Annotated in this window: 13 protein-coding genes and 2 tRNA genes; 9 read left to right on the top strand and 6 right to left on the bottom strand. The window is 51.7% G+C overall.

Features of this window, described 5'->3' with window-relative positions; all coding sequences use genetic code 11:
• Positions 1 to 42 precede the first annotated feature (42 nt).
• The 3 genes from dnaX to yddG all read left to right on the top strand — a co-directional run bounded on the left by dnaX (position 43) and on the right by yddG (position 3,688).
• Complete coding sequence (gene dnaX / locus DQM57_RS02580) at positions 43 to 2,226, top strand: DNA polymerase III subunit gamma/tau (RefSeq protein ID WP_111726661.1); 2,184 nt, start codon at positions 43 to 45, stop codon at positions 2,224 to 2,226.
• Positions 2,227 to 2,307: 81 nt separating this feature from the next.
• Complete coding sequence (locus DQM57_RS02575) at positions 2,308 to 2,643, top strand: YbaB/EbfC family nucleoid-associated protein (RefSeq protein WP_107859161.1); 336 nt, start codon at positions 2,308 to 2,310, stop codon at positions 2,641 to 2,643.
• A 124-nt stretch (positions 2,644 to 2,767) separates the two neighbouring features.
• Positions 2,768 to 3,688, top strand: a complete 921-nt coding sequence (yddG, locus tag DQM57_RS02570) for an aromatic amino acid DMT transporter YddG (protein ID WP_111726659.1) — start codon at positions 2,768 to 2,770, stop codon at positions 3,686 to 3,688.
• A 163-nt stretch (positions 3,689 to 3,851) separates the two neighbouring features.
• On the opposite strand, the gene recA is transcribed toward yddG, so the two are convergent.
• Positions 3,852 to 4,898: a recombinase RecA gene (gene recA / locus DQM57_RS02565; protein ID WP_107960220.1), complete on the bottom strand. Its 1,047-nt coding sequence runs from the start codon at positions 4,896 to 4,898 to the stop codon at positions 3,852 to 3,854.
• Positions 4,899 to 5,097: 199 nt separating this feature from the next.
• Between recA and aroD the strand changes: the two genes are divergently transcribed.
• Both aroD and rep read left to right on the top strand, forming a co-directional pair.
• Positions 5,098 to 5,862 (top strand): type I 3-dehydroquinate dehydratase, encoded by a 765-nt coding sequence (gene aroD, locus DQM57_RS02560; protein WP_111726657.1) that lies wholly within the window; start codon positions 5,098 to 5,100, stop codon positions 5,860 to 5,862.
• Positions 5,863 to 5,881: 19 nt separating this feature from the next.
• Positions 5,882 to 7,897, top strand: a complete 2,016-nt coding sequence (gene rep / locus DQM57_RS02555; RefSeq protein WP_111726655.1) for a DNA helicase Rep — start codon at positions 5,882 to 5,884, stop codon at positions 7,895 to 7,897.
• 98 nt (positions 7,898 to 7,995) lie between these two features.
• On the opposite strand, the gene dinB is transcribed toward rep, so the two are convergent.
• Positions 7,996 to 9,054, bottom strand: coding sequence for a DNA polymerase IV (gene dinB, locus DQM57_RS02550; RefSeq protein ID WP_111726653.1), 1,059 nt, complete (start codon positions 9,052 to 9,054; stop codon positions 7,996 to 7,998).
• 143 nt (positions 9,055 to 9,197) lie between these two features.
• Entirely contained in the window at positions 9,198 to 12,287 is a 3,090-nt protein-coding gene (locus tag DQM57_RS02545; protein ID WP_111726651.1) for a TonB-dependent siderophore receptor, read from the bottom strand.
• Positions 12,288 to 12,560: 273 nt separating this feature from the next.
• Here DQM57_RS02545 and DQM57_RS02540 point away from each other — a divergent pair, with 273 nt between their 5' ends.
• Positions 12,561 to 13,340 (top strand): ferredoxin--NADP reductase, encoded by a 780-nt coding sequence (locus tag DQM57_RS02540; RefSeq protein ID WP_050892787.1) that lies wholly within the window; start codon positions 12,561 to 12,563, stop codon positions 13,338 to 13,340.
• Between the two features lie 210 nt (positions 13,341 to 13,550).
• Here DQM57_RS02540 and DQM57_RS02535 read toward each other — a convergent pair whose 3' ends face one another.
• A complete protein-coding gene (locus tag DQM57_RS02535; RefSeq protein ID WP_231992120.1) occupies positions 13,551 to 14,936 on the bottom strand; it encodes a 3'-5' exonuclease in 1,386 nt (461 codons plus the stop codon).
• Positions 14,937 to 15,053: 117 nt separating this feature from the next.
• On the opposite strand from DQM57_RS02535, the gene DQM57_RS02530 reads away from it, so the two are divergent.
• The 3 genes from DQM57_RS02530 to DQM57_RS02515 all read left to right on the top strand — a co-directional run bounded on the left by DQM57_RS02530 (position 15,054) and on the right by DQM57_RS02515 (position 16,730).
• Positions 15,054 to 15,130: transfer RNA gene (locus tag DQM57_RS02530), tRNA-Arg, on the top strand.
• Between the two features lie 17 nt (positions 15,131 to 15,147).
• A tRNA-Glu gene (locus DQM57_RS02525) sits at positions 15,148 to 15,222 on the top strand.
• 332 nt (positions 15,223 to 15,554) lie between these two features.
• Positions 15,555 to 16,730, top strand: a complete 1,176-nt coding sequence (locus DQM57_RS02515; RefSeq protein ID WP_107819648.1) for an NAD(P)H-dependent flavin oxidoreductase — start codon at positions 15,555 to 15,557, stop codon at positions 16,728 to 16,730.
• Positions 16,731 to 16,789: 59 nt separating this feature from the next.
• On the opposite strand, the gene DQM57_RS02510 is transcribed toward DQM57_RS02515, so the two are convergent.
• The gene (locus DQM57_RS02510) at positions 16,790 to 17,338 is read right to left on the bottom strand and encodes a FixH family protein (protein ID WP_039853826.1); all 549 of its coding nucleotides are present in this window, start codon (positions 17,336 to 17,338) and stop codon (positions 16,790 to 16,792) included.
• Positions 17,339 to 17,340: 2 nt separating this feature from the next.
• Complete coding sequence (ccoG, locus tag DQM57_RS02505; protein ID WP_111726646.1) at positions 17,341 to 18,837, bottom strand: cytochrome c oxidase accessory protein CcoG; 1,497 nt, start codon at positions 18,835 to 18,837, stop codon at positions 17,341 to 17,343.
• Between the last annotated feature and the right edge of the window lie 148 nt (positions 18,838 to 18,985).

Genomic DNA, 18,985 nt, shown 5'->3' with positions numbered 1-18,985 from the left:
ATACGTCCCGAACGGACAAAACGCTTAATCAAAGAGAAAAATATGGCTTATCAAGTTCTTGCACGAAAATGGCGTCCGAAAACCTTCGCCGACTTAGTCGGTCAGGAACACGTCGTCAAAGCCTTGCGCAACGCGCTGGACGAAGGCAGGCTGCACCACGCCTACCTGCTGACCGGTACACGCGGCGTAGGTAAAACCACCATCGCCCGCATCCTTGCCAAAAGCCTCAACTGCGAAAACGCGCAACACGGCGAACCTTGCGGCGTATGCGAAAGCTGTACACAGATCGATGCCGGGCGCTACGTCGATCTGCTAGAAATCGACGCCGCCTCCAACACAGGCATCGACAACATCCGCGAAGTATTGGAAAACGCCCAATATGCACCGACCGCCGGCAAATACAAAGTCTATATCATCGACGAAGTGCATATGCTTTCCAAAAGCGCGTTCAACGCCATGCTCAAAACTCTGGAAGAGCCACCCGAACACGTCAAATTCATCCTTGCCACGACCGATCCGCATAAAGTTCCCGTTACCGTCTTGAGCCGCTGCCTGCAATTTGTCTTGCGCAACATGACTTCGCAGCAGGTTGCCGACCACCTTGCCCACGTCCTCGACAGCGAAAAAATTGCCTACGAACCTGCCGCCCTGCAACTTTTGGGACGTGCCGCCGCAGGCTCGATGCGCGACGCCCTGAGCCTGCTCGACCAAGCCATCGCCATGGGTTCGGGCAGCGTTGCCGAACAAGACGTCCGCCAAATGATCGGTGCGGTCGATAAACAATACCTGTACGAACTGCTGACAGGCATCATCAACCAAGACGGCGAAGCCCTGCTGGCAAAAGCGCAGGAAATGGCTGCGTGTGCCGTCGGCTTTGACAATGCCTTGGGCGAACTGGCCATGCTGCTGCAACACCTAGCCTTGATACAGGCGGTGTCATCCGCTTTGGCACACGACGACCCTGATCGCGGTGTGCTGTTGCCGCTGAGCCAGACACTCAGCGGCGAACAAATCCAGCTTTATTATCAATGCGCCATCCGCGGCAAACAGGATTTGAGCCTTGCACCCGACGAATACGCCGGCTTCGTCATGACCCTGCTGCGTATGCTGGCGTTTACACCGTTGGCGGCAACCTCATGTGAGGCAAATGCCGTGATTGAAAATACAGAATTAAAATCCCCATCGGCACAAGCCGCCGAAAAGGAGGCGGCCGCAAAAAAGCCGCTTCCCTCTAAGGCAGAAACCGCCCAAACATCCGTTCAGACGGCATCCACGCCGGCAATGCCGTCTGAAAACAAGGTTGCCGAATCGGCTTCCGCTCAGGGAAATAACGATGTTCTGCCTTGGGAAGATGTGCCGAACGATGCAGAAACCGTATCGGACGTGCCCGTGCAAGAGTTAGCGGAAAGCATTCAAACAAACTCTGAAACAACAGAGGCAAACCGCCCTTCCGCAAACAAAGCCGAAACATCGGCTGAAAATCAAGTTTCCAAGAACGAAGCAGCCGACAACGAAACCGGGGCTTACTTATCCGAAATGCCGTCTGAAAACCCCATTCAGACAACACCGAATGATGAAGCCGTTGAAACGGAAGCATTTGCGCACGAAGCCCCTGCAGAACCTTTCTACAGTTACGACTTTCCGGATGATGGCTACCCCGTAGAAGACGGCGCAGAAATGCCCCCGCCGCCGGATTGGGAATACGCCGTCCCTGCCGATGCGGAAGAAGAAGAGGCGGAAGAAGAGGCGGAAGAAGAAAACAACGACGACGAAGGCAGCAACGACGAAGACGGTACGCAATTCGCCCCACCTCCTGAGTTTTCCACCGAAAACTGGGCGGCAATCGTCCGACATTTCGCCCGCAAACTCGGCGCAGCGCAAATGCTGGCGCAACACGCTGCATGGACACAATACGATGCAGGCAGCCATCTGATGATGCTTTCGCTGACCGACGAAGCCCGCACCACGACCAACAAAGAGCGGCTCGACAAAATCAGAACCACGCTTGCCGAAGCCTACGGCCTGCCGTTGAAGTTGCAAACCGAGCCCTGGCGCGACGACGCAGGCTGGGAAACTCCGGACATGCGCCGCCGGCGCATCCAACTTGAAGGTAGGCGGCAGGCACAGGATTTGCTCGAAGCAGACGAAACCGCGCGTCGGCTTTTGCAGGTTTTTGAAGCCGTATGGGAACCTGAATCTCTGGAATTGGCTGCAAACCGACCGTAAACAGATATAATGCCGCCTGAACACTTTCAGACGGCATTGCCGTTTCCCTCATTCATTCAAACACAAACAGGAGTATTCAGTATGTTCGGAAAAGCCGGATTGGGCGGCCTGATGAAACAGGCGCAGCAAATGCAGGAAAACATGAAAAAAGCGCAAGCGAAACTTGCCGAAACCGAAGTAGAAGGCGAAGCAGGCAACGGCTTGGTTAAAGTCGTGATGACCTGTTCCCATGTCGTCCGCAAAATCGACATCAGCCCCGAGCTGATTCAGGAAGCCGCAGACGACAAAGAAATGCTCGAAGACCTTGTCCTTGCCGCGTTCAATGCCGCCTCCGACAAAGCTGAAGAAACCACCGGCAAAACCATGGGCGCTTTCACCCAAGGGCTGCCTGCAGGCATGGGAGACTTCTTCCGCTGATCCGACTGACGCTGCAAAAATATAAATGCCGTCTGAAACCTTGTTCAGACGGCATTTTCCGTTTGACAGAGAATACGCGTGCGGATACTGTCGGTATATTAAACAAAATTTTCCTTTAAGCACCATGCTTTCCAGATTACAACAAAACCTCACACCCAAACAGGCGACCGCCGTCGGGCTGCTTGCCGTCGCCTTTTGGAGTTCGGTCATCGGACTCATCCGCACCGTCAGCCTGCATATGGGCGCGGTCGGCGGTGCAGCGATGATGTACAGCATGGCTGCCGTATTGATTTTTATCATTTTCGGCAGGCCGAATCTGAGTCGCTTCAGCAAGAGCTACCTGTTTTGGGCAAGCCTTTTCTTCGTCGGATGCGAACTGTGCCTGTCGCTGTCCGTCGGTTACGCCCGAAACGCGCGCCAAACCGTCGAAGTCGGCATGGTCAACTACTTATGGCCAACCTTTACCATTATCGGCGCCGTCCTGTTCAACAGGCAGCCTGCGAAATGGTGGATTGCCTTAGGCTTTATCCTGTCTTTCGCCGGTATCGCAGTCGTATTGGGCGGAGAAGGTGGATTTTCCGTCTCCGGAATGATAGCCAACATACGCACCAATCCGACAAGCTACATCATGGCGCTTTCGGACGCGCTGTTCTGGGCGGCATACTGCACACTGACCGCACGCATCAAAGCACAGGGCAACGCCGTCGGCTTCTTTTTCCTGCTCGTTTCATGCATCTTGTGGGCAAAATACTTTTCAGACGGCACAGGCAGCCTGAATTTCGATACCGCATCACTGTTCTACACAACCGCCGCCGCATCCTGTCTGGGTTTGGGTTATGCCGTTTGGAACATCGGCATTTCGCGCGGCAACATGACCGTTCTTGCCGGCGCATCCTATTTCATCCCGATTTTTTCTGCCTGCATTTCATCCTTCCTACTGCAAACGCCCCTTCCCGTCGAGTTTTGGCAGGGCGCGGCAATGGTCTGCCTCGGTTCATCCGTCTGCTGGCTGGCAACGCGCACTGCCGAACGGAAACGATATTAATCGGGATTCCATATCAAACAATGCCGATACCCCCCGCATATTCAAACACCATCCGGCCTGAAAACCAATACCGACCGAATCCGGACAAAATAAACCAAGCCGGCAGGCGGCACAAAAAAACGGTACTTCGCAACAGAAGTACCGTTTATCGGGATTTCAAATTTTATTCTTCGGGACGCTCGCCGTCGGTTTCGTCCAATTTTCCTTCGGTGATGTGCATTTCCACGCCGTTCAATGCACGGATTTTCGCATCGATTTCATCGGCAACCTCAGGATTTTCCTTCAACCAAACACGGACGTTGTCTTTGCCCTGACCGATTTTCGCACCGTTATAGCTGTACCAGGCTCCGGACTTGTTGATGATGTCGTTCTTCACGCCTATATCAATCAACTCGCCTTCCCAACTTACGCCTTCGCCGTACAAGATGTCGAATTCTGCCTGACGGAACGGGGGGGCGACTTTATTTTTGATAACTTTAACGCGGGTTTCGTTACCGATGACTTCCTCACCTTTTTTAATCTGACCCGTACGGCGGATATCGAGGCGGACGGAAGAATAGAATTTGAGCGCGTTGCCGCCGGTGGTGGTTTCGGGGCTGCCGAACATCACGCCGATCTTCATGCGGATTTGGTTGATGAATACGACCAGGGTATTGGTTTTTTTGATGTGTCCGGTCAGTTTACGCAAAGCCTGACTCATCAGCCGCGCATGAAGTCCGACGTGGCTGTCGCCCATGTCGCCTTCGATTTCGGCTTTGGGGACGAGGGCGGCGACAGAGTCGACGACCACCATGTCCACACCGCCGGAGCGCACAAGCGTATCGCAGATTTCCAAAGCCTGTTCGCCGGTATCGGGCTGGGAAAGGTAGAGCTCTTCTACTTTGACGCCGAGCTTGCGCGCGTAAACGGGATCGAAGGCATGTTCCGCATCAATAAAGGCACACACGCCGCCGTCTTTTTGACACTGTGCGACCGCCTCAAGACAGAGGGTGGTTTTACCGGACGACTCCGGACCGAAGATTTCGACGATACGGCCGCGCGGCAGGCCGCCGACACCGAGTGCCAGGTCCAAACCCAATGAACCGGTGGAAATGACTTCGAGATTTTCTTCCTGCTGGCTGCCGTCCATTTTCATGATGGAGCCTTTGCCGAAACTTTTTTCGATTTGCGCCAAGGCGGCGGCAAGGGCTTTGCTTTTATCGTCTGACATGAGGGTTCCTCCGGAACAAATGCGGTATGTAATATGCGGCACAGCACGGGCTGCGGCGCGGAATATGAATCGGTCGGTCATTATCGCATGTTTGCCTTTCGGGGGCTACCATCCGCTTCAGACCGAATGCCGTCTGAAACATTGCCCCTCCTTTGCTATAATGGCGCCCTTACTTTTCCCGCCAGCCGCCTGAACCGCCATGCACACCAGCCTTACCGTCAAAAATACCGTTATCGGAAGCGGACGCACCAAAATCGCCGTACCCCTGGTTGCCCGCACTGCTGCCGAACTTGCAGCCGTACTGCCCCAAATCAAAAACCTGCCCTTCGACATCGTCGAGTTCCGCACCGACTTTTTGGAATGCGCGGGCAGCATCGGCGAAGTATTGCGCCACACGCAGAGCGTCCGCGACGCGCTGCCCGACAAACCGCTGCTGTTTACGTTCAGACGGCATGGCGAAGGTGGCTCGTTCCCGTGTTCGGATGATTATTATTTTGAACTGCTCGACGCGCTGATCGAAAGCCGCCTGCCCGACATTATCGATATCGAGCTGTTTTCCGGCGAAACCGCCGTCCGGCGCGCTGTAGCGAATGCTCAAAAAAACGGCATCGCCGCCCTGCTCTGCAATCATGAGTTTCACCGCACGCCGCCGCAAGAAGAAATCGTATGCCGTCTGAAACAGATGGAGGACTGCGGCGCAGACATCTGCAAAATTGCGGTGATGCCGCAAAGCGCGGAAGATGTGCTGACTTTACTTTCCGCCACGCTCAAAGCGAAACAGCTTGTCGCCAAACCGGTTGTTACGATGTCGATGGGGCAGACGGGTGCGGTCAGCCGGCTTGCCGGACAGGTGTTCGGCTCAAGCATCACGTTCGGTTCGGGAACGCAAAACTCCGCGCCGGGGCAAATCGGCGTATCCGCCCTCCGTGCGGCACTCGACTGCCTCGAAAGCGGCGCAGACTGATTTCAGACGGCATCAAAACATGATGAAACTCAATCCCCAACAGCTCGAAGCCGTCCGTTACCTCGGCGGCCCCCTGCTCGTCCTTGCCGGCGCAGGCAGCGGCAAAACCGGCGTGATTACTCAAAAAATCAAGCATTTGATTGTCAATGTCGGCTATCTGCCGCATACCGTCGCCGCAATTACCTTTACCAACAAAGCCGCTGCGGAAATGCAGGAGCGCGTCGCCAAAATGCTGCCCAAATCGCAAACGCGCGGGCTGACGATTTGCACGTTCCACTCTTTGGGCATGAAGATTCTACGCGAAGAGGCGAACCATATCGGTTACAAAAAAAACTTTTCCATCCTCGATTCCACCGACAGCGCCAAAATCATCGGCGAACTCTTAGGCGGTACGGGCAAAGAAGCCACATTCAAAGCGCAACATCAAATTTCCCTTTGGAAAAACGATTTAAAAACGCCTGAAGATGTCGTTCAGACGGCCTCTAATGCGTGGGAACAACAAACCGCACGCGTGTATGCGAGCTATCAGGAAACCTTACAAAGCTATCAGGCGGTGGACTTTGACGACTTAATCCGCCTGCCCGCCGTGCTGTTGCAGCAAAACAGCGAAGTGCGCAACAAATGGCAGCGGCGGCTGCGTTATCTGCTGGTTGACGAATGCCAAGATACGAATACCTGCCAATTTACGTTGATGAAGCTGCTGACCGGCGCGGAAGGTATGTTTACCGCCGTCGGCGACGACGACCAGTCCATCTACGCATGGCGCGGTGCGAACATGGAAAACCTGCGCAAAATGCAGGAAAACTATCCGCAGATGAAAGTCATCAAACTGGAGCAAAACTACCGCTCCACCGCTCGGATTCTCAAAATCGCCAACAAAGTTATCGAAAACAACCCTAAGCTGTTTACCAAAAAACTTTGGTCGCAATTGGGCGAAGGCGAGCCCGTCAAAGTCGTTGCCTGTCAAAACGAGCAGCACGAAGCCGACTGGGTCGTCAGCCAAATCGTCAAACAAAAACTCATCGGCGGCGACAAAACCCAATATGCCGATTTCGCCGTGTTATACCGCGGAAAGCATCAGGCGAGGATTTTCGAGGAAGCATTACGCGGCGCGCGTATCCCCTACCGTCTCTCCGGCGGACAAAGCTTTTTCGACAAAGCCGAAATCAAAGACGTGTTGTCTTATGTGCGGCTGCTTGCCAACCCCAACGACGATCCCGCCTTTCTGCGTGCCGTTACCACGCCCAAACGCGGCATCGGCGATGTAACGCTGGGCAAGCTCAACACTTACGCGCACGAACACGAATGCAGCCTGTATGAAGCCGCGCAAAACGAAGAAGCCCTTGCCACGCTGAACAATACCAACCGCCAGCACCTGCAAGCCTTTATGGATATGTTCGGCAGCTACCGCGCCAAAGCCGAAACCGGCGAAGCGGGCGAGTTCATCAACAGCCTGCTCGAAGAAATCGACTATGAAAACCATTTGATGCAAAACGAAGAAGGCAAAGCCGGCGAAATCAAATGGCGCAACGTCGGCGATTTGGTATCATGGTTTGCACGAAAAGGCGGGGAAGACGGCAAAAACATCATCGAACTCGCCCAAACCGTCGCCTTGATGACGCTTTTGGAAGGAAAAGACGAAGAAGAAACCGATGCCGTCTCGCTATCCACACTACACGCCGCTAAAGGTTTGGAGTATCCGTATGTTTTCCTTATCGGTTGTGAAGAAGGTGTTTTGCCGCACAACGACAGCATCGAAGAAGGCAACGTCGAAGAAGAACGCCGCCTGATGTACGTCGGCATTACCCGCGCCAAACGCCAACTCACACTGACCCACTGCGTCAAACGCAAAAAACAAGGCACATGGCAGTTCCCCGAACCCAGCCGATTCATAGACGAAATGCCACAGGAAGATTTGAAAATCCTGGGGCGCAAAGGCGGCGAGCCGATTGTCAGCAAGGAAGAAGGCAGACGCAACCTTGCCGATATAATCGGAAGGCTCGACAGCATGAAAAAAGGCAATCCGTCGGATTAAACCAAGACAGGGAAACGAAGCCGGAGACAATGTAAAGCAGCCATGCCGTCTGAAAACCGTTCAGACGGCATGTTTTTTGGACGGCGTGGTAAATCGGTTTACGCCCACAAGCCCTGCTGTTGGTTTTTCGGCACAAGGCGGCCGACACCGATACCGATGAGGCGGAACGCGTCTTCCGTCTGCGGCGGGACGCGTGCCATCAACATTTGCGCAGCCTGCAGCAGAGCTGCGCAGTCGGGCAATACGGAGGAATAAGTCAGCGTGCGCGTGATGATGCGGAAATCGTAGGTCTTCAGCTTGAGCGTAACGCTTTGGACTTCGACGTTTTTGCGCGTGATTTGCCGCCACAGGTCTTCGGCAAGATGGGGCAGGTGTCCGGCAGCCTGCTCGAGCGGCAGGTCTTCGGGCAGGGTGATTTCTGTGGAGATTTGGAGGCGTTCGCGTTCGGCTTTGACGGGGCGTTCGTCCGTACCGCGCGCCAAATCATAGAGGCGGTAGCCGTAGCGTCCGAAATGGTTTAAGAGCTCGCCGCGCTCGAAACGGCGCAAGTCGCCCGCCGTCTGCATACCCAGCGACTGCATTTTTTTCAGCGTTACCTTGCCCACTCCGGGGATTTTGCCCAAAGGCAGGGTTTCCAAAAATGCCATGACTTTGTGCGGCGGCAACACAAACTGCCCGTTCGGCTTACGCCAGTCCGACGCGATTTTCGCCAGAAATTTGTTCGGCGCGATGCCTGCGGATGCGGTCAAACCCGTTTCCGCAAAAATGGCGGCACGGATTTCTTTGGCAACTTCGCTGGCGTAAGGGATGTTTTTGAAATTACGGGTAACGTCAAGATAGGCTTCGTCCAGCGACAGGGGTTCGATTAAATCGGTATAACGCCTGAATACGGTATGAATCTGCGCAGAAACCTGACGGTACAAATCGAAATGCGGCGGCACATACACCGCTTGCGGACACAGCCTTTTCGCCGTTGCCACCGACATCGCGGAATGCAGCCCGAACTGCCGTGCCTCATACGATGCGGCGCAAATCACCGAACGCGCACCCTCCCACGCGACGACCACCGGCCGCCCTTTCAAATGCGGCTGTTCGCGCAGCTCTACCGATGCGTAGAACGCGTCCATGTCGATGTGGATGATTTTGCGTGAAGACATCGGCTCTGCTGAGGATAAAAGGGATATTCTACTGCCAGCATCGGGCAAATTCCAAATATACGCCCCGATAGACCTGCCTCCATAAAAATGCCGTCTGAAACATACCCTGTTTCAGACGGCATCCGCAAAACTACGGTTTTCAATTAAAACTGCCAATCCAGTTTCATGCTGACAGTACGCGGCTCTCCATAGAAGTTGTTTGCGCCGCGCGTACGGTTGTAGTTGTTCTCAAAATAAGTGCGTCCGTTTAAGTTCGTACCGATAAGGCTCAATTTGGCGTGTTTGCCCAATTCGTAACGGACGAAACCGTCTATCAGCCCGTAGCCGCCCTGCCTGATGTTATACAGACTGCTTGTGCCGCTTTGTGCGGACACGCCGCCGCCGACGGTCAGCCCCGTATTCGGTATATGGAAGCTCGTTCCGAAACGGAATATGTGCACGGGTGTGAAATTGCTGAAGTTGTACGGCTCTGCACTGGAATTTTTGGCAAGGCGTTCGGCGTTGACTTCGGCTGCATTCCTATACCTGCTCTTGTTGTAGGTATAGCCCGCAAAGACTTTCCAATCTTCGCTCAAATCGCCCGACAACTCGAATTCCGCACCCCTGCTGACCACTTTGCCTATCGGTTTGGCAACGGTTTGGAACGACCCCTGCTTGCCGCTTGCTCCGGGAACATAGCCGAAATCGACGACCGTGCGGTTTTTCTGTTCGAGGTAAAACAATGCGAACGAAGCATTCAGCCGTCCTTGCAAGAACGCGCCTTTCCAACCTACTTCATAGTTTGTGCCGACCAAAGGCGGCAAAATGGTTTTGGCGCTGACATCGACATTATCCTGCTGTTTGAAGATTTTGGTATAACTTCCGTAAATACTCTGTTGCGGTGTTAAATCATAGGTAATGCCTGCATAGGGCGTCAATTTATGACCTTGCATCTTGGCCGTGTAATGGTCCTGATCCGCCTTAATGCTCGATGCCGTCTGAAAATCACTTGCCGGCTGTCCATAGCGGACAGGCATATCTTTGGTTTGCGAGGTCTCATAGCGTGTGTAGTGCAGCCCGCCCAAAAGGTGCAGTCGGCCGGTTACGTTGAAACGCGTGCTGGCAGTCAACGAATGGGTTTTGTTGGTGTTGAGGTATTTGGCGTAGTTATACAGCGCAGGAACATGGTCGTCGGCCACTTTGACGGTTTTCCAAACCGGCACCGTACCGGAAAAACCGCTAAAGGCAGGCGTGCCGTCGGGATTGGTCTCCTGAATCTTGTTACCTTTTTCGTCCAGCTCATATACATCGACATATACCGGTGTCCGGCTGCCGCTGTATTCGTCATAGTAATACACCTGCTTGCCTTCGGCATCGAGCTTGGGCTCGGTTTTTATTTTCTTGGCATTCCTGCATTCTTCGGCATAAACGGTACGGTTGCCTTTTTCATCGTACGCCTGCCAATCGGGTTCTTTATGCCCCCTGACCAAAGGAGACGACAAATCGCCGTCCGGCTCCTCCTGACAACTTCCCGCATACACGCCGTGCGTTGCCCCCGTATTCGGACGTACTCTGTGGCGGCGTTCGTAGATTTCAAGATATTCGGAACGTATCTTTTCATCGCCGTAGGCATAGCCGACAAAGAAATCATGTTCCCGCCCGAACAGCCCGTATGTGCCGGTCAGGTCAAGTTTGACTCCCCATTGGCGGTCGTCTTTGGTATGCCGCAACGGCATATAACTGTATCGTCGGTTAGCGGTAGCCTTACGATTAAAGGAAGAGTCATACAGGCTGTTTGGAAAACGTTGTGCCGCATTATTAAAGATGCCCTCCTTCGCAAGGGCTTTATCGACAAATTCCGACTTATCGGCATCAACGCCCGGATCCCCCCAAGAACTTTGACAGATAAAGTCCAGCGCAAAAGGGGCACTCATACACTCGTCAAAACCGGCTTTGCGTTCTGCGGCACGGCGGTTGCGGTACTGTTCAAAAGCAGTATTATCGAAACGGTTTTTAACAAAATCGTCTTTGCGATCCCGGTATTCCTTGGCGGTTTCGTCACGATATGCTTTCAGTTTCTCCAATGCCTTATCTTTCGGCTCGAACGGGATGACTTCGTTTTTTTCGGTCAAAAAGCCTACCGCATCCTCACCCGACAAACCCGCCGCATGTTCGTTTTTCAGAAAAAACTGCCCCACCTTCGCATCGGATTCATTCTTGGTATAAGACACTTCGGCATTGAGCTGCCAACCGTTGTCAAACACATGTTTGAAACCTGAGAAAAGGTTGTATTTGTCGGCACTCAACCGCGACCAATCCTCCCCCAAATAAGTGTTGCGCGGCAGTTGCAAAGGCCGGTTGCAGGCAGGCGTTGAACTGAACGGGGCAGTTTTCTGATTTTCACAGGGCAAAATAATGCCAGAAAAATCAGGAACCTCCCTACTCTTCTGATACATGCCGCCCAAAGTAAGCACACTGCTGTCGCCCGCATCGGCTTCGGCAATGCCGTAAACCATATGTTTCCTGCCCCAAACGCGGTCTTTAAACGATTTTTTATACTCTTCCGCACCCACCAACCTTCCGCGTAAGGTATTCGCCTTATTCAGGCTGCCTGAAACATCCAACACTGCACGCCGGCTGCCACGATGGTCGACGGTCAGCTCTCCGGTATGTTTGAAAGAAGCGGTAGGTCGCTTACGGATCAAATTGACGGTTCCGCCCGGCTCTGAATTGGATTGGGTCAACCCCGTTGCACCCCGTACAACTTCAATATGGTCATAAACCGCCAAATCGGTACTCGGAGACACGTCGATTTTCGCCGTATATCCCGAACGGCCTGCAACATTGACGGTAATACCGTCTTCACCAATCTGATCAATATAGAAACCGCGTGACAAAAACCGCGTCTGCAAGCCTGAATCGCGCACAACGTTGACACCCGTCGTATTTTTCATTGCCTCTTCAAGCGTATGCACCGCCTTATCGTCAAGGCGGCTGCGCGTGATGACGCTGACCGACTGCGGCGTATCCTTGCCCGCAATCCTCATACCTGTGGCGGTGGACATCCGATCTATCGTATAAGAACGGGTCTTTTCGGTCTTGCCCGACAAAGCATGAGAGCCACGTACATTGACCGTATCCAGACTGACGGTATTGCCGTCTGAAACAGGCACAACACCGTCTGCAAAAGAACCACCGTAAGCCGATAACAGCATAACGGTCAGAATTTTAAGTGAAAAATGATTTTGATTCATAGAGACCTCTGTAATATGCAAGTGTGCAAATCGTCCAAAGGCTCTCACAACTGTTTTGATTTTTTATATTAATTGAAAAAAAGTAATTCTCAATTAAATTTATAGATAGGATTGTATTCCCATTTTGACAAAAAACAAACTGCTCCTTACCGTTTATTTCAAAAAACGATAATATTGTATTGAAAAATATCCGAATTTAAATACAGACCGTCAATGCGGAAAAAAACACCCAAATTGGCTATAATCCCGACAAATACACTCAAGGACAACAACATGGCAGCCTCGCCCGAAGCAAAATTCACCGAAGAAAAGATTTTGTGGGTCAAACACCACACGCCGAAACTCATCACTTTCGCCATCAGCCGTCCCGAATCCTACCGTTTTAAAGCCGGACAGTTCTCCCGACTCGGTTTCTACGAAGGTGAAGGCTTTATTTGGCGTGCCTACTCCATCGTTTCCGCAGAATATGCCGACACGCTCGAATATTTTGCCGTACTCATCCAAGACGGCCCCATGTCGGCCCGTTTCGCCAAAATGCAACAGGGCGACACCATCCTGCTCGATAAAAATGCCACCGGCTTCCTCCTGCCCGAACGCTTCCCCGACGGCAAGGATTTGGTGATGCTCTGCACCGGCTCCGGCATCGCCCCCTTCCTTTCCATTCTCGAACAACCCGAAATCCGGCAACGTTTCGATACCGTCAACCTGATACATTCCGTATCTTTTCCCGAAGAATTGATTTTCAACGACCGGCTCGCCGCATTGACCGAACATCCCCTGGTAGGCGAATACGGACACTCGTTCCGTTTCGTCCCTGTTACCACCCGTGCCGCCAACCCCTCGGGCTTAAGCGGAAAACGCATTCCGGAACTCTTAAAAAACAACAGCATCGAACAGGCGCTACATACCAAGTTCACCCCGGAATCCACACGGTTTATGATTTGCGGCAACCCGGAAATGGTCAAAGACACTTTCCAAACGCTGCTCGACATGGGTTACGCCATGCACCGCAACCGCATTCCCGGTCAAATCATGATGGAAAACGGCTTCTAAAAACCACCCTGCCTGTCCGATGCCTTCGGATGGACGGGCAAACCGACACGGCACGAAAACCGCGTCGGCAAAAATGCCGTCTGAAAAAGTTCAGACGGCATCTTCGGACACATTACCTGCAAACGGCAACACATTCCAACCCAAACCGATTAGGCAATCAATACGAACGGCTGTTTACATACTTACCGGCTTTCACCAACCGGTATCGATTTAACCGATTTCCTTAATATTTTTCCTGTCCGTTTTAAACTTCGCCTTAAACGCATCCGGTAAATCTTTATCGAAATACCAAAACCCGTCATCCATTTCCAATGCGCCGCCCATTCCATGCAGAACGACTTTTTCCCCCGTTAAAGGATCGGTTTCGGTAATTTCCACCTCATGCATTTTTCCCCAATCCAAAACAGGCAACTTGTGTGTAAACGCCAAAACCTGTTCGTCAGAACGGCCGCACGCCTTATCGCATCGGCCTGAAACATATACGGGACAAGGCTCATCCTCTGCATAACCGTCCGGAAGGATACCGGCTGCGGCAGGACACAATCCGTATGTTTCCGCCCACAACGACAAAGCCCGTCTCGCCGCCTTTTTATTGGCAAATAATCCGGTAGGCGGATTATCCGTCACACCGTTTTTCAAAGCCGCTGTTTTCGCATTCAACATGCCGTCTGAACCTTTTTCAAATCTGACGGTCGTAAATGTTTTAAGCAGATTTTTAGCAGATACATAACAACCCGAATGATAACGCCCGACCAATTCCGCTTTAATCTTATATGCATGCAGGCTGCCCAATGCGGGAAAAAAACGGACTTCCTCCGTATTGCACCAATCAAATGGGGCTTTTCCGGAATCCAATAAAGCCGAAACCTCGCTATATACCCGTTCAAACGTACCGATGTAATTTACTTTTCCTCCGCCGTCGAAACAAGCCAGCACCCCCATACCGTCAGGCAAACCGTACAACTGTTCCCTCAACCGTTCAGGCAGCGCGACAGGCAGCGGTTTCGGATTCATCAAACGGAAACACTGCCTGATCCATGCCTCAACCCCATGTTCCGACAGGCTGTATTCCAAATAATCACACAATGCCGATACATCCGCCATCGCACGATGCCTGTCTTCCACAACAATCCCCAATCTTTCGATGATACTGTCCAGGCTGTGCTTGTAAAATTGCGGATACAGACACCGGGACAGCTGCACACTGCACAAAGCAGGCAATGAAAATCCGATACCCGCACGATGAAACTCATGCTTTAAAAACGTATAGTCGAAACGGCTGTTATGTGCAATCAACACACAACCCTTCAATACCGAAAACAACTCGCCAGCAATCTCTGCAAAAACAGGTGCGTCGGCAACCATGCCGTCTGAAATCCCCGTCAGCCCCGCCACAAACTGCGGAATAGGTTTTTGAGGATTAACCAGCCACTCATGCCTCACCACCCTTCCCTGCTCAAACTTGACCAAAGCCACTTCGGTTACCCTGTCTTCATATAGATTGCCGCCCGTCGATTCCAAATCAACCACGGCAACAGGCATTCCAAACCGTAAAAATACCTTTTCCAGCAAGGGCCAGCGAGAAGCAACAATCATTTTATTCTCTTTAAATTCAAACAACAAACCGATATTTTACACTTTTAAGGCATTTCATCCAACAAAACAATTGACAGAATCCGATGATTACCCTAAAATTCAAATCTTTCTTGCAGCGCACCCGTAGCTCAGTTGGATAGAGTATCTGGCTACGAACCAGAGGGTCGGGCGTTCGAATCGCTCCGGGTGCGCCAGTAAGAAAATACAATATGCGCCCATCGTCTAGCGGTTAGGACATCGCCCTTTCACGGCGGTAACCGGGGTTCGATTCCCCGTGGGCGTGCCAAATTCCAAATCCCCGAGATTATCCCTCGGGGATTTTTTATTGCCTCGGCAACTTGTTACCATATCTTTACCTACCCCCTTCATCAGAATCTCAGACGTAATCGAATCATATTCAAACCTTTGCCGTGCAAACCGATATCCCATAACCGGATGCGGTGTCCGTTTAATATTTTGTCCGATTGGTACAGATATAACAGCATATTCCAAAGCTCCTTCTGCTTTTCTGTTTACCACTGCAATATTTAGAGTATAATACCAAATTTGAGCAATGGTTCTAAAACAGTTAGAACCATTTTTCATGAGCCTGACTGATTCGTATACTCGGAGAAACTGATGCAGAATATTTTTGACCCTTTGATTATTCGTGGAAAATCCCTTATTCCCATCGTGCAAGGCGGTATGGGGGTCGGTGTTTCCGCATCGGGTTTATCCAGCGCGGTGGCACGTGAAAACGGTATCGGAACGATTGCCAGTGTAGATTTACGCCACCTTCACGAAGACCTGCTCGCCGAGTCCCAAATCAATCCGAGCGAGGAGAAATATACGTCTTTGAACTGTACCGCATTAGACAGGGAAATCCAAAAAGCCAAAAGTGCTTCAGAGGGAAAAGGACTGATTGCGGTCAACGTGATGAAGGCGGTCAAAGACCACGCCGCGTATGTCCGCCAGGCTTGCGAATCAGGGGCGGATGCAGTCGTGATGGGTGCCGGTCTGCCTTTAGACCTGCCAGAAATGACCGAGGGCTATCATAAAGATGTTGCGCTGCTGCCGATTCTGTCCGAATCGCGCGGTATTAATATCGTCTTGAAACGTTGGATGAAAAAAGGCATATTGCCCGATGCGATTGTAGTCGAACATCCTGCCCACGCGGCCGGACATTTGGGTGCATCAACCGTTGAAGGCGTAAACGATGCTAAATTCGACTTCAAACGCGTGATTGAGGAAACGTTTGAAGTTTTCAAAAGTTTAGGGCTGGAAAGCGAAAAAATCCCGCTTATTCTTGCGGGAGGCATGGCAAATTTTGAAAAAGTCAAAACCGCCCTAAAGAACTGGGGAGCCTCCGCCGTTCAAATCGGTACCGCTTTTGCCGTTACCGAAGAAGGAGATGCACACCTTAACTTCAAAAAAACGCTTGCCGGTGCGGAAACTGAAAAAGTAGTCGAGTTTATGTCTGTTGCCGGTTTGCCGGCGCGCGGCGTACGTACCAAATTCCTAGACAGCTACATCAAGCGTGAAAGCAAACTTCAGGCAAACGCCAAAGCCGACCCGCGCCGCTGTACCCAAGGTTTAAACTGCCTGACCAGCTGCGGCCTGCGCGACGGGCTTGCCAAAGCAGGGCAATTCTGTATTGATATCCAGCTTGCTGCCGCATTCCGTGGAGAAGTGGATAAAGGCCTGTTCTTCAGAGGTAAAGACCCTCTCCCCTTCGGCAATGCCATCCGCACCGTCCGCGAGACGATACAATATCTGCTGACGGGGAGCGAACCCGTTGCAACAGTAGGACGCTGATATCAAAACAGCCGATACCGTAGCAAAATGCCGTCTGAAAATTTTCAGACGGCATCTCTTTATTTGCTCTCAGTATTATTGAAGAGTTTATCCATCGGGGTCAAATCGACCGCATTGCCTTGGCTGGTAATCCATTTGTTTTCCACGCGCCACATCCCTGCCGCATCCTCCACGCGCAAATACCAGTGGTTGGTCGGCGGAAGGGTTTTAAACACCGCTTCATATTCCGCCCTATCGTTTTGCACGCCGCCGACAGGCTTAAGGTTTACGGTTTGATCGTCCGCCTTGCGGGTCGGATGCATCAACAGCAGCTTTAACGGTTGATTCCCGTCAAATTCACCGCTGACGAACACCTTTGCCGCATTCATATCGGGGGAAATGAGGACCTGCACCCGGATATGCCGTCTGACAGCCTCTTCATCCCGATGAAGCTGGATGTCGATATTTTTGCCGTCCTTATAATAATCATCCGTAACCAAATCTGTCGCGTGCTGCTGTGCGACAAAAAACATGGCGACGCTGGCGATGACGACAAAAATCGGACCCGCCATCAAGACCCACGGCCAGACGTGTTTGTACCAAGGCTTGATTCGACTGTTTTGAGACACTGTTATTCTCCGATGAAGGTTGCGTCTTCTTCCAAAACAACCGGCTTGCCGTCTGAGGCACCGCTTTCCCGGTATTGGAAGATAAACTCGATAGGATGACTGCCTTTGTCCGCGTATTCCGGAATGGTAGAGACTTGTACAGGAAGGGTTACCGTTTCGCGCGGAGCCACTTTTATACCGCCTTCGGGCAGCCCGGTCAGGGCTATTTCGTCAAATCCTTTGACACTTGCGGTAATCAGCTGTTCTTTTTCACTGTTGTTGATGATACGCAGGCTATATGCATTTTCCAGCCAACCTTTGGCATTTTCGCGCACCATTACACCACGGTCTTTCAGAATATCGACTTCGACCATTTTGCGCGTGGACAAACCGACCAGGAAGGCAATGATAACTAACGCCAACACCGCACCGTAACCCGCTACGCGCGGCCTGCGCAGCCGTTTTTTAATGTCTTTTTCGGAATACTCGTGTTCCAATGCACCTTCTGTCGTATAACGGATTAATCCGCGCGGATAGCCCATTTTATCCATAATCTCATCACACGCGTCGATACATGCGGCACAACCGATACATTGATATTGCAGGCCGTTGCGGATATCGATGCCGACAGGGCAGACTTGAACGCACATCGCACAGTTGATACAGTCGCCCAAACCGGCCTCTTCCTTATTAACCGTTTTCTTGCGGGCTCCGCGCGGTTCTCCGCGTTCCGTATCATAGGAAATAATCAGCGTGTCTTTGTCGAACATCGCGCTTTGGAAACGTGCATACGGACACATATGCAGGCATACTTTTTCGCGCATAATGTGGGCAAAAAAGAAGGTCATGAAACCGTAAAATGCCGCGGCAAACATCGCGCCGCCACCTGCTGCTCCGGTGAATAAATCGGGAACAAACTGGCGGATAGGGACAAACCAGCCTGCAAAAGTGATACCTGTCCACGCACAGACAAGGAAAATCAGTAGGTATTTGGTGGCTTTAATGCGGATTTTAGTAAAATTCCAAGGCGATTTTTCCAGTTTTAAACGTTTGTTTCGGTCGCCTTCAACCAGGTTGTCAATCCAAAGCATGATTTCCGTGTAAACCGTTTGCGGGCAAGAATAGCCGCACCACAAGCGACCGGCAATTGTCGTCCACCAAAACAATCCGAATGCGCAAATCATCAACAGCAGAGCGAGGTAAATCAAATCGCCCATGCCCAACGACAATCCGAAAATGAAGAAATGACGGTCGGGGATATTGAATAAAACCGCCTGACGGCCACTCCAGTTGAACCACGGAATGACGTAAAACACAAACTGCGTCGCCAACACTGCTGCGATACGCAATTTGGCGAACCGCCCTTCCGCTTTTTTCGGATGGATGCGTTCGCCTTCGGGATGGATTTGAATCACGCTGGCACGCGGATCAAACGTTTTTTTCACTTTCGGTGCAGCTTTTGTTTTTTCGGACGGGCTGTGCTCGGGTTCCGGATTACCGGCTTGATTTTCCGTGGTCATGCTACGTTCCTTGATTTTTGATTAATGGTTTGTCCGTCATGGCTACTGTTTTCTTTTCAGACGGCATTTTGCTTTTTTTTTTTGATATCTTTACGTTTTAATATTTTAAGAAAATATATTTTTCTCAAAATACATTCTTGCTATTGTA

It is taken from the genome of Neisseria cinerea (assembly GCF_900475315.1).
In the GTDB taxonomy this organism is placed as follows: domain Bacteria; phylum Pseudomonadota; class Gammaproteobacteria; order Burkholderiales; family Neisseriaceae; genus Neisseria; species Neisseria cinerea.
Note: the sequence above shows the minus strand (reverse complement) of the source record. Positions and strands in the feature narration are given on the sequence as shown.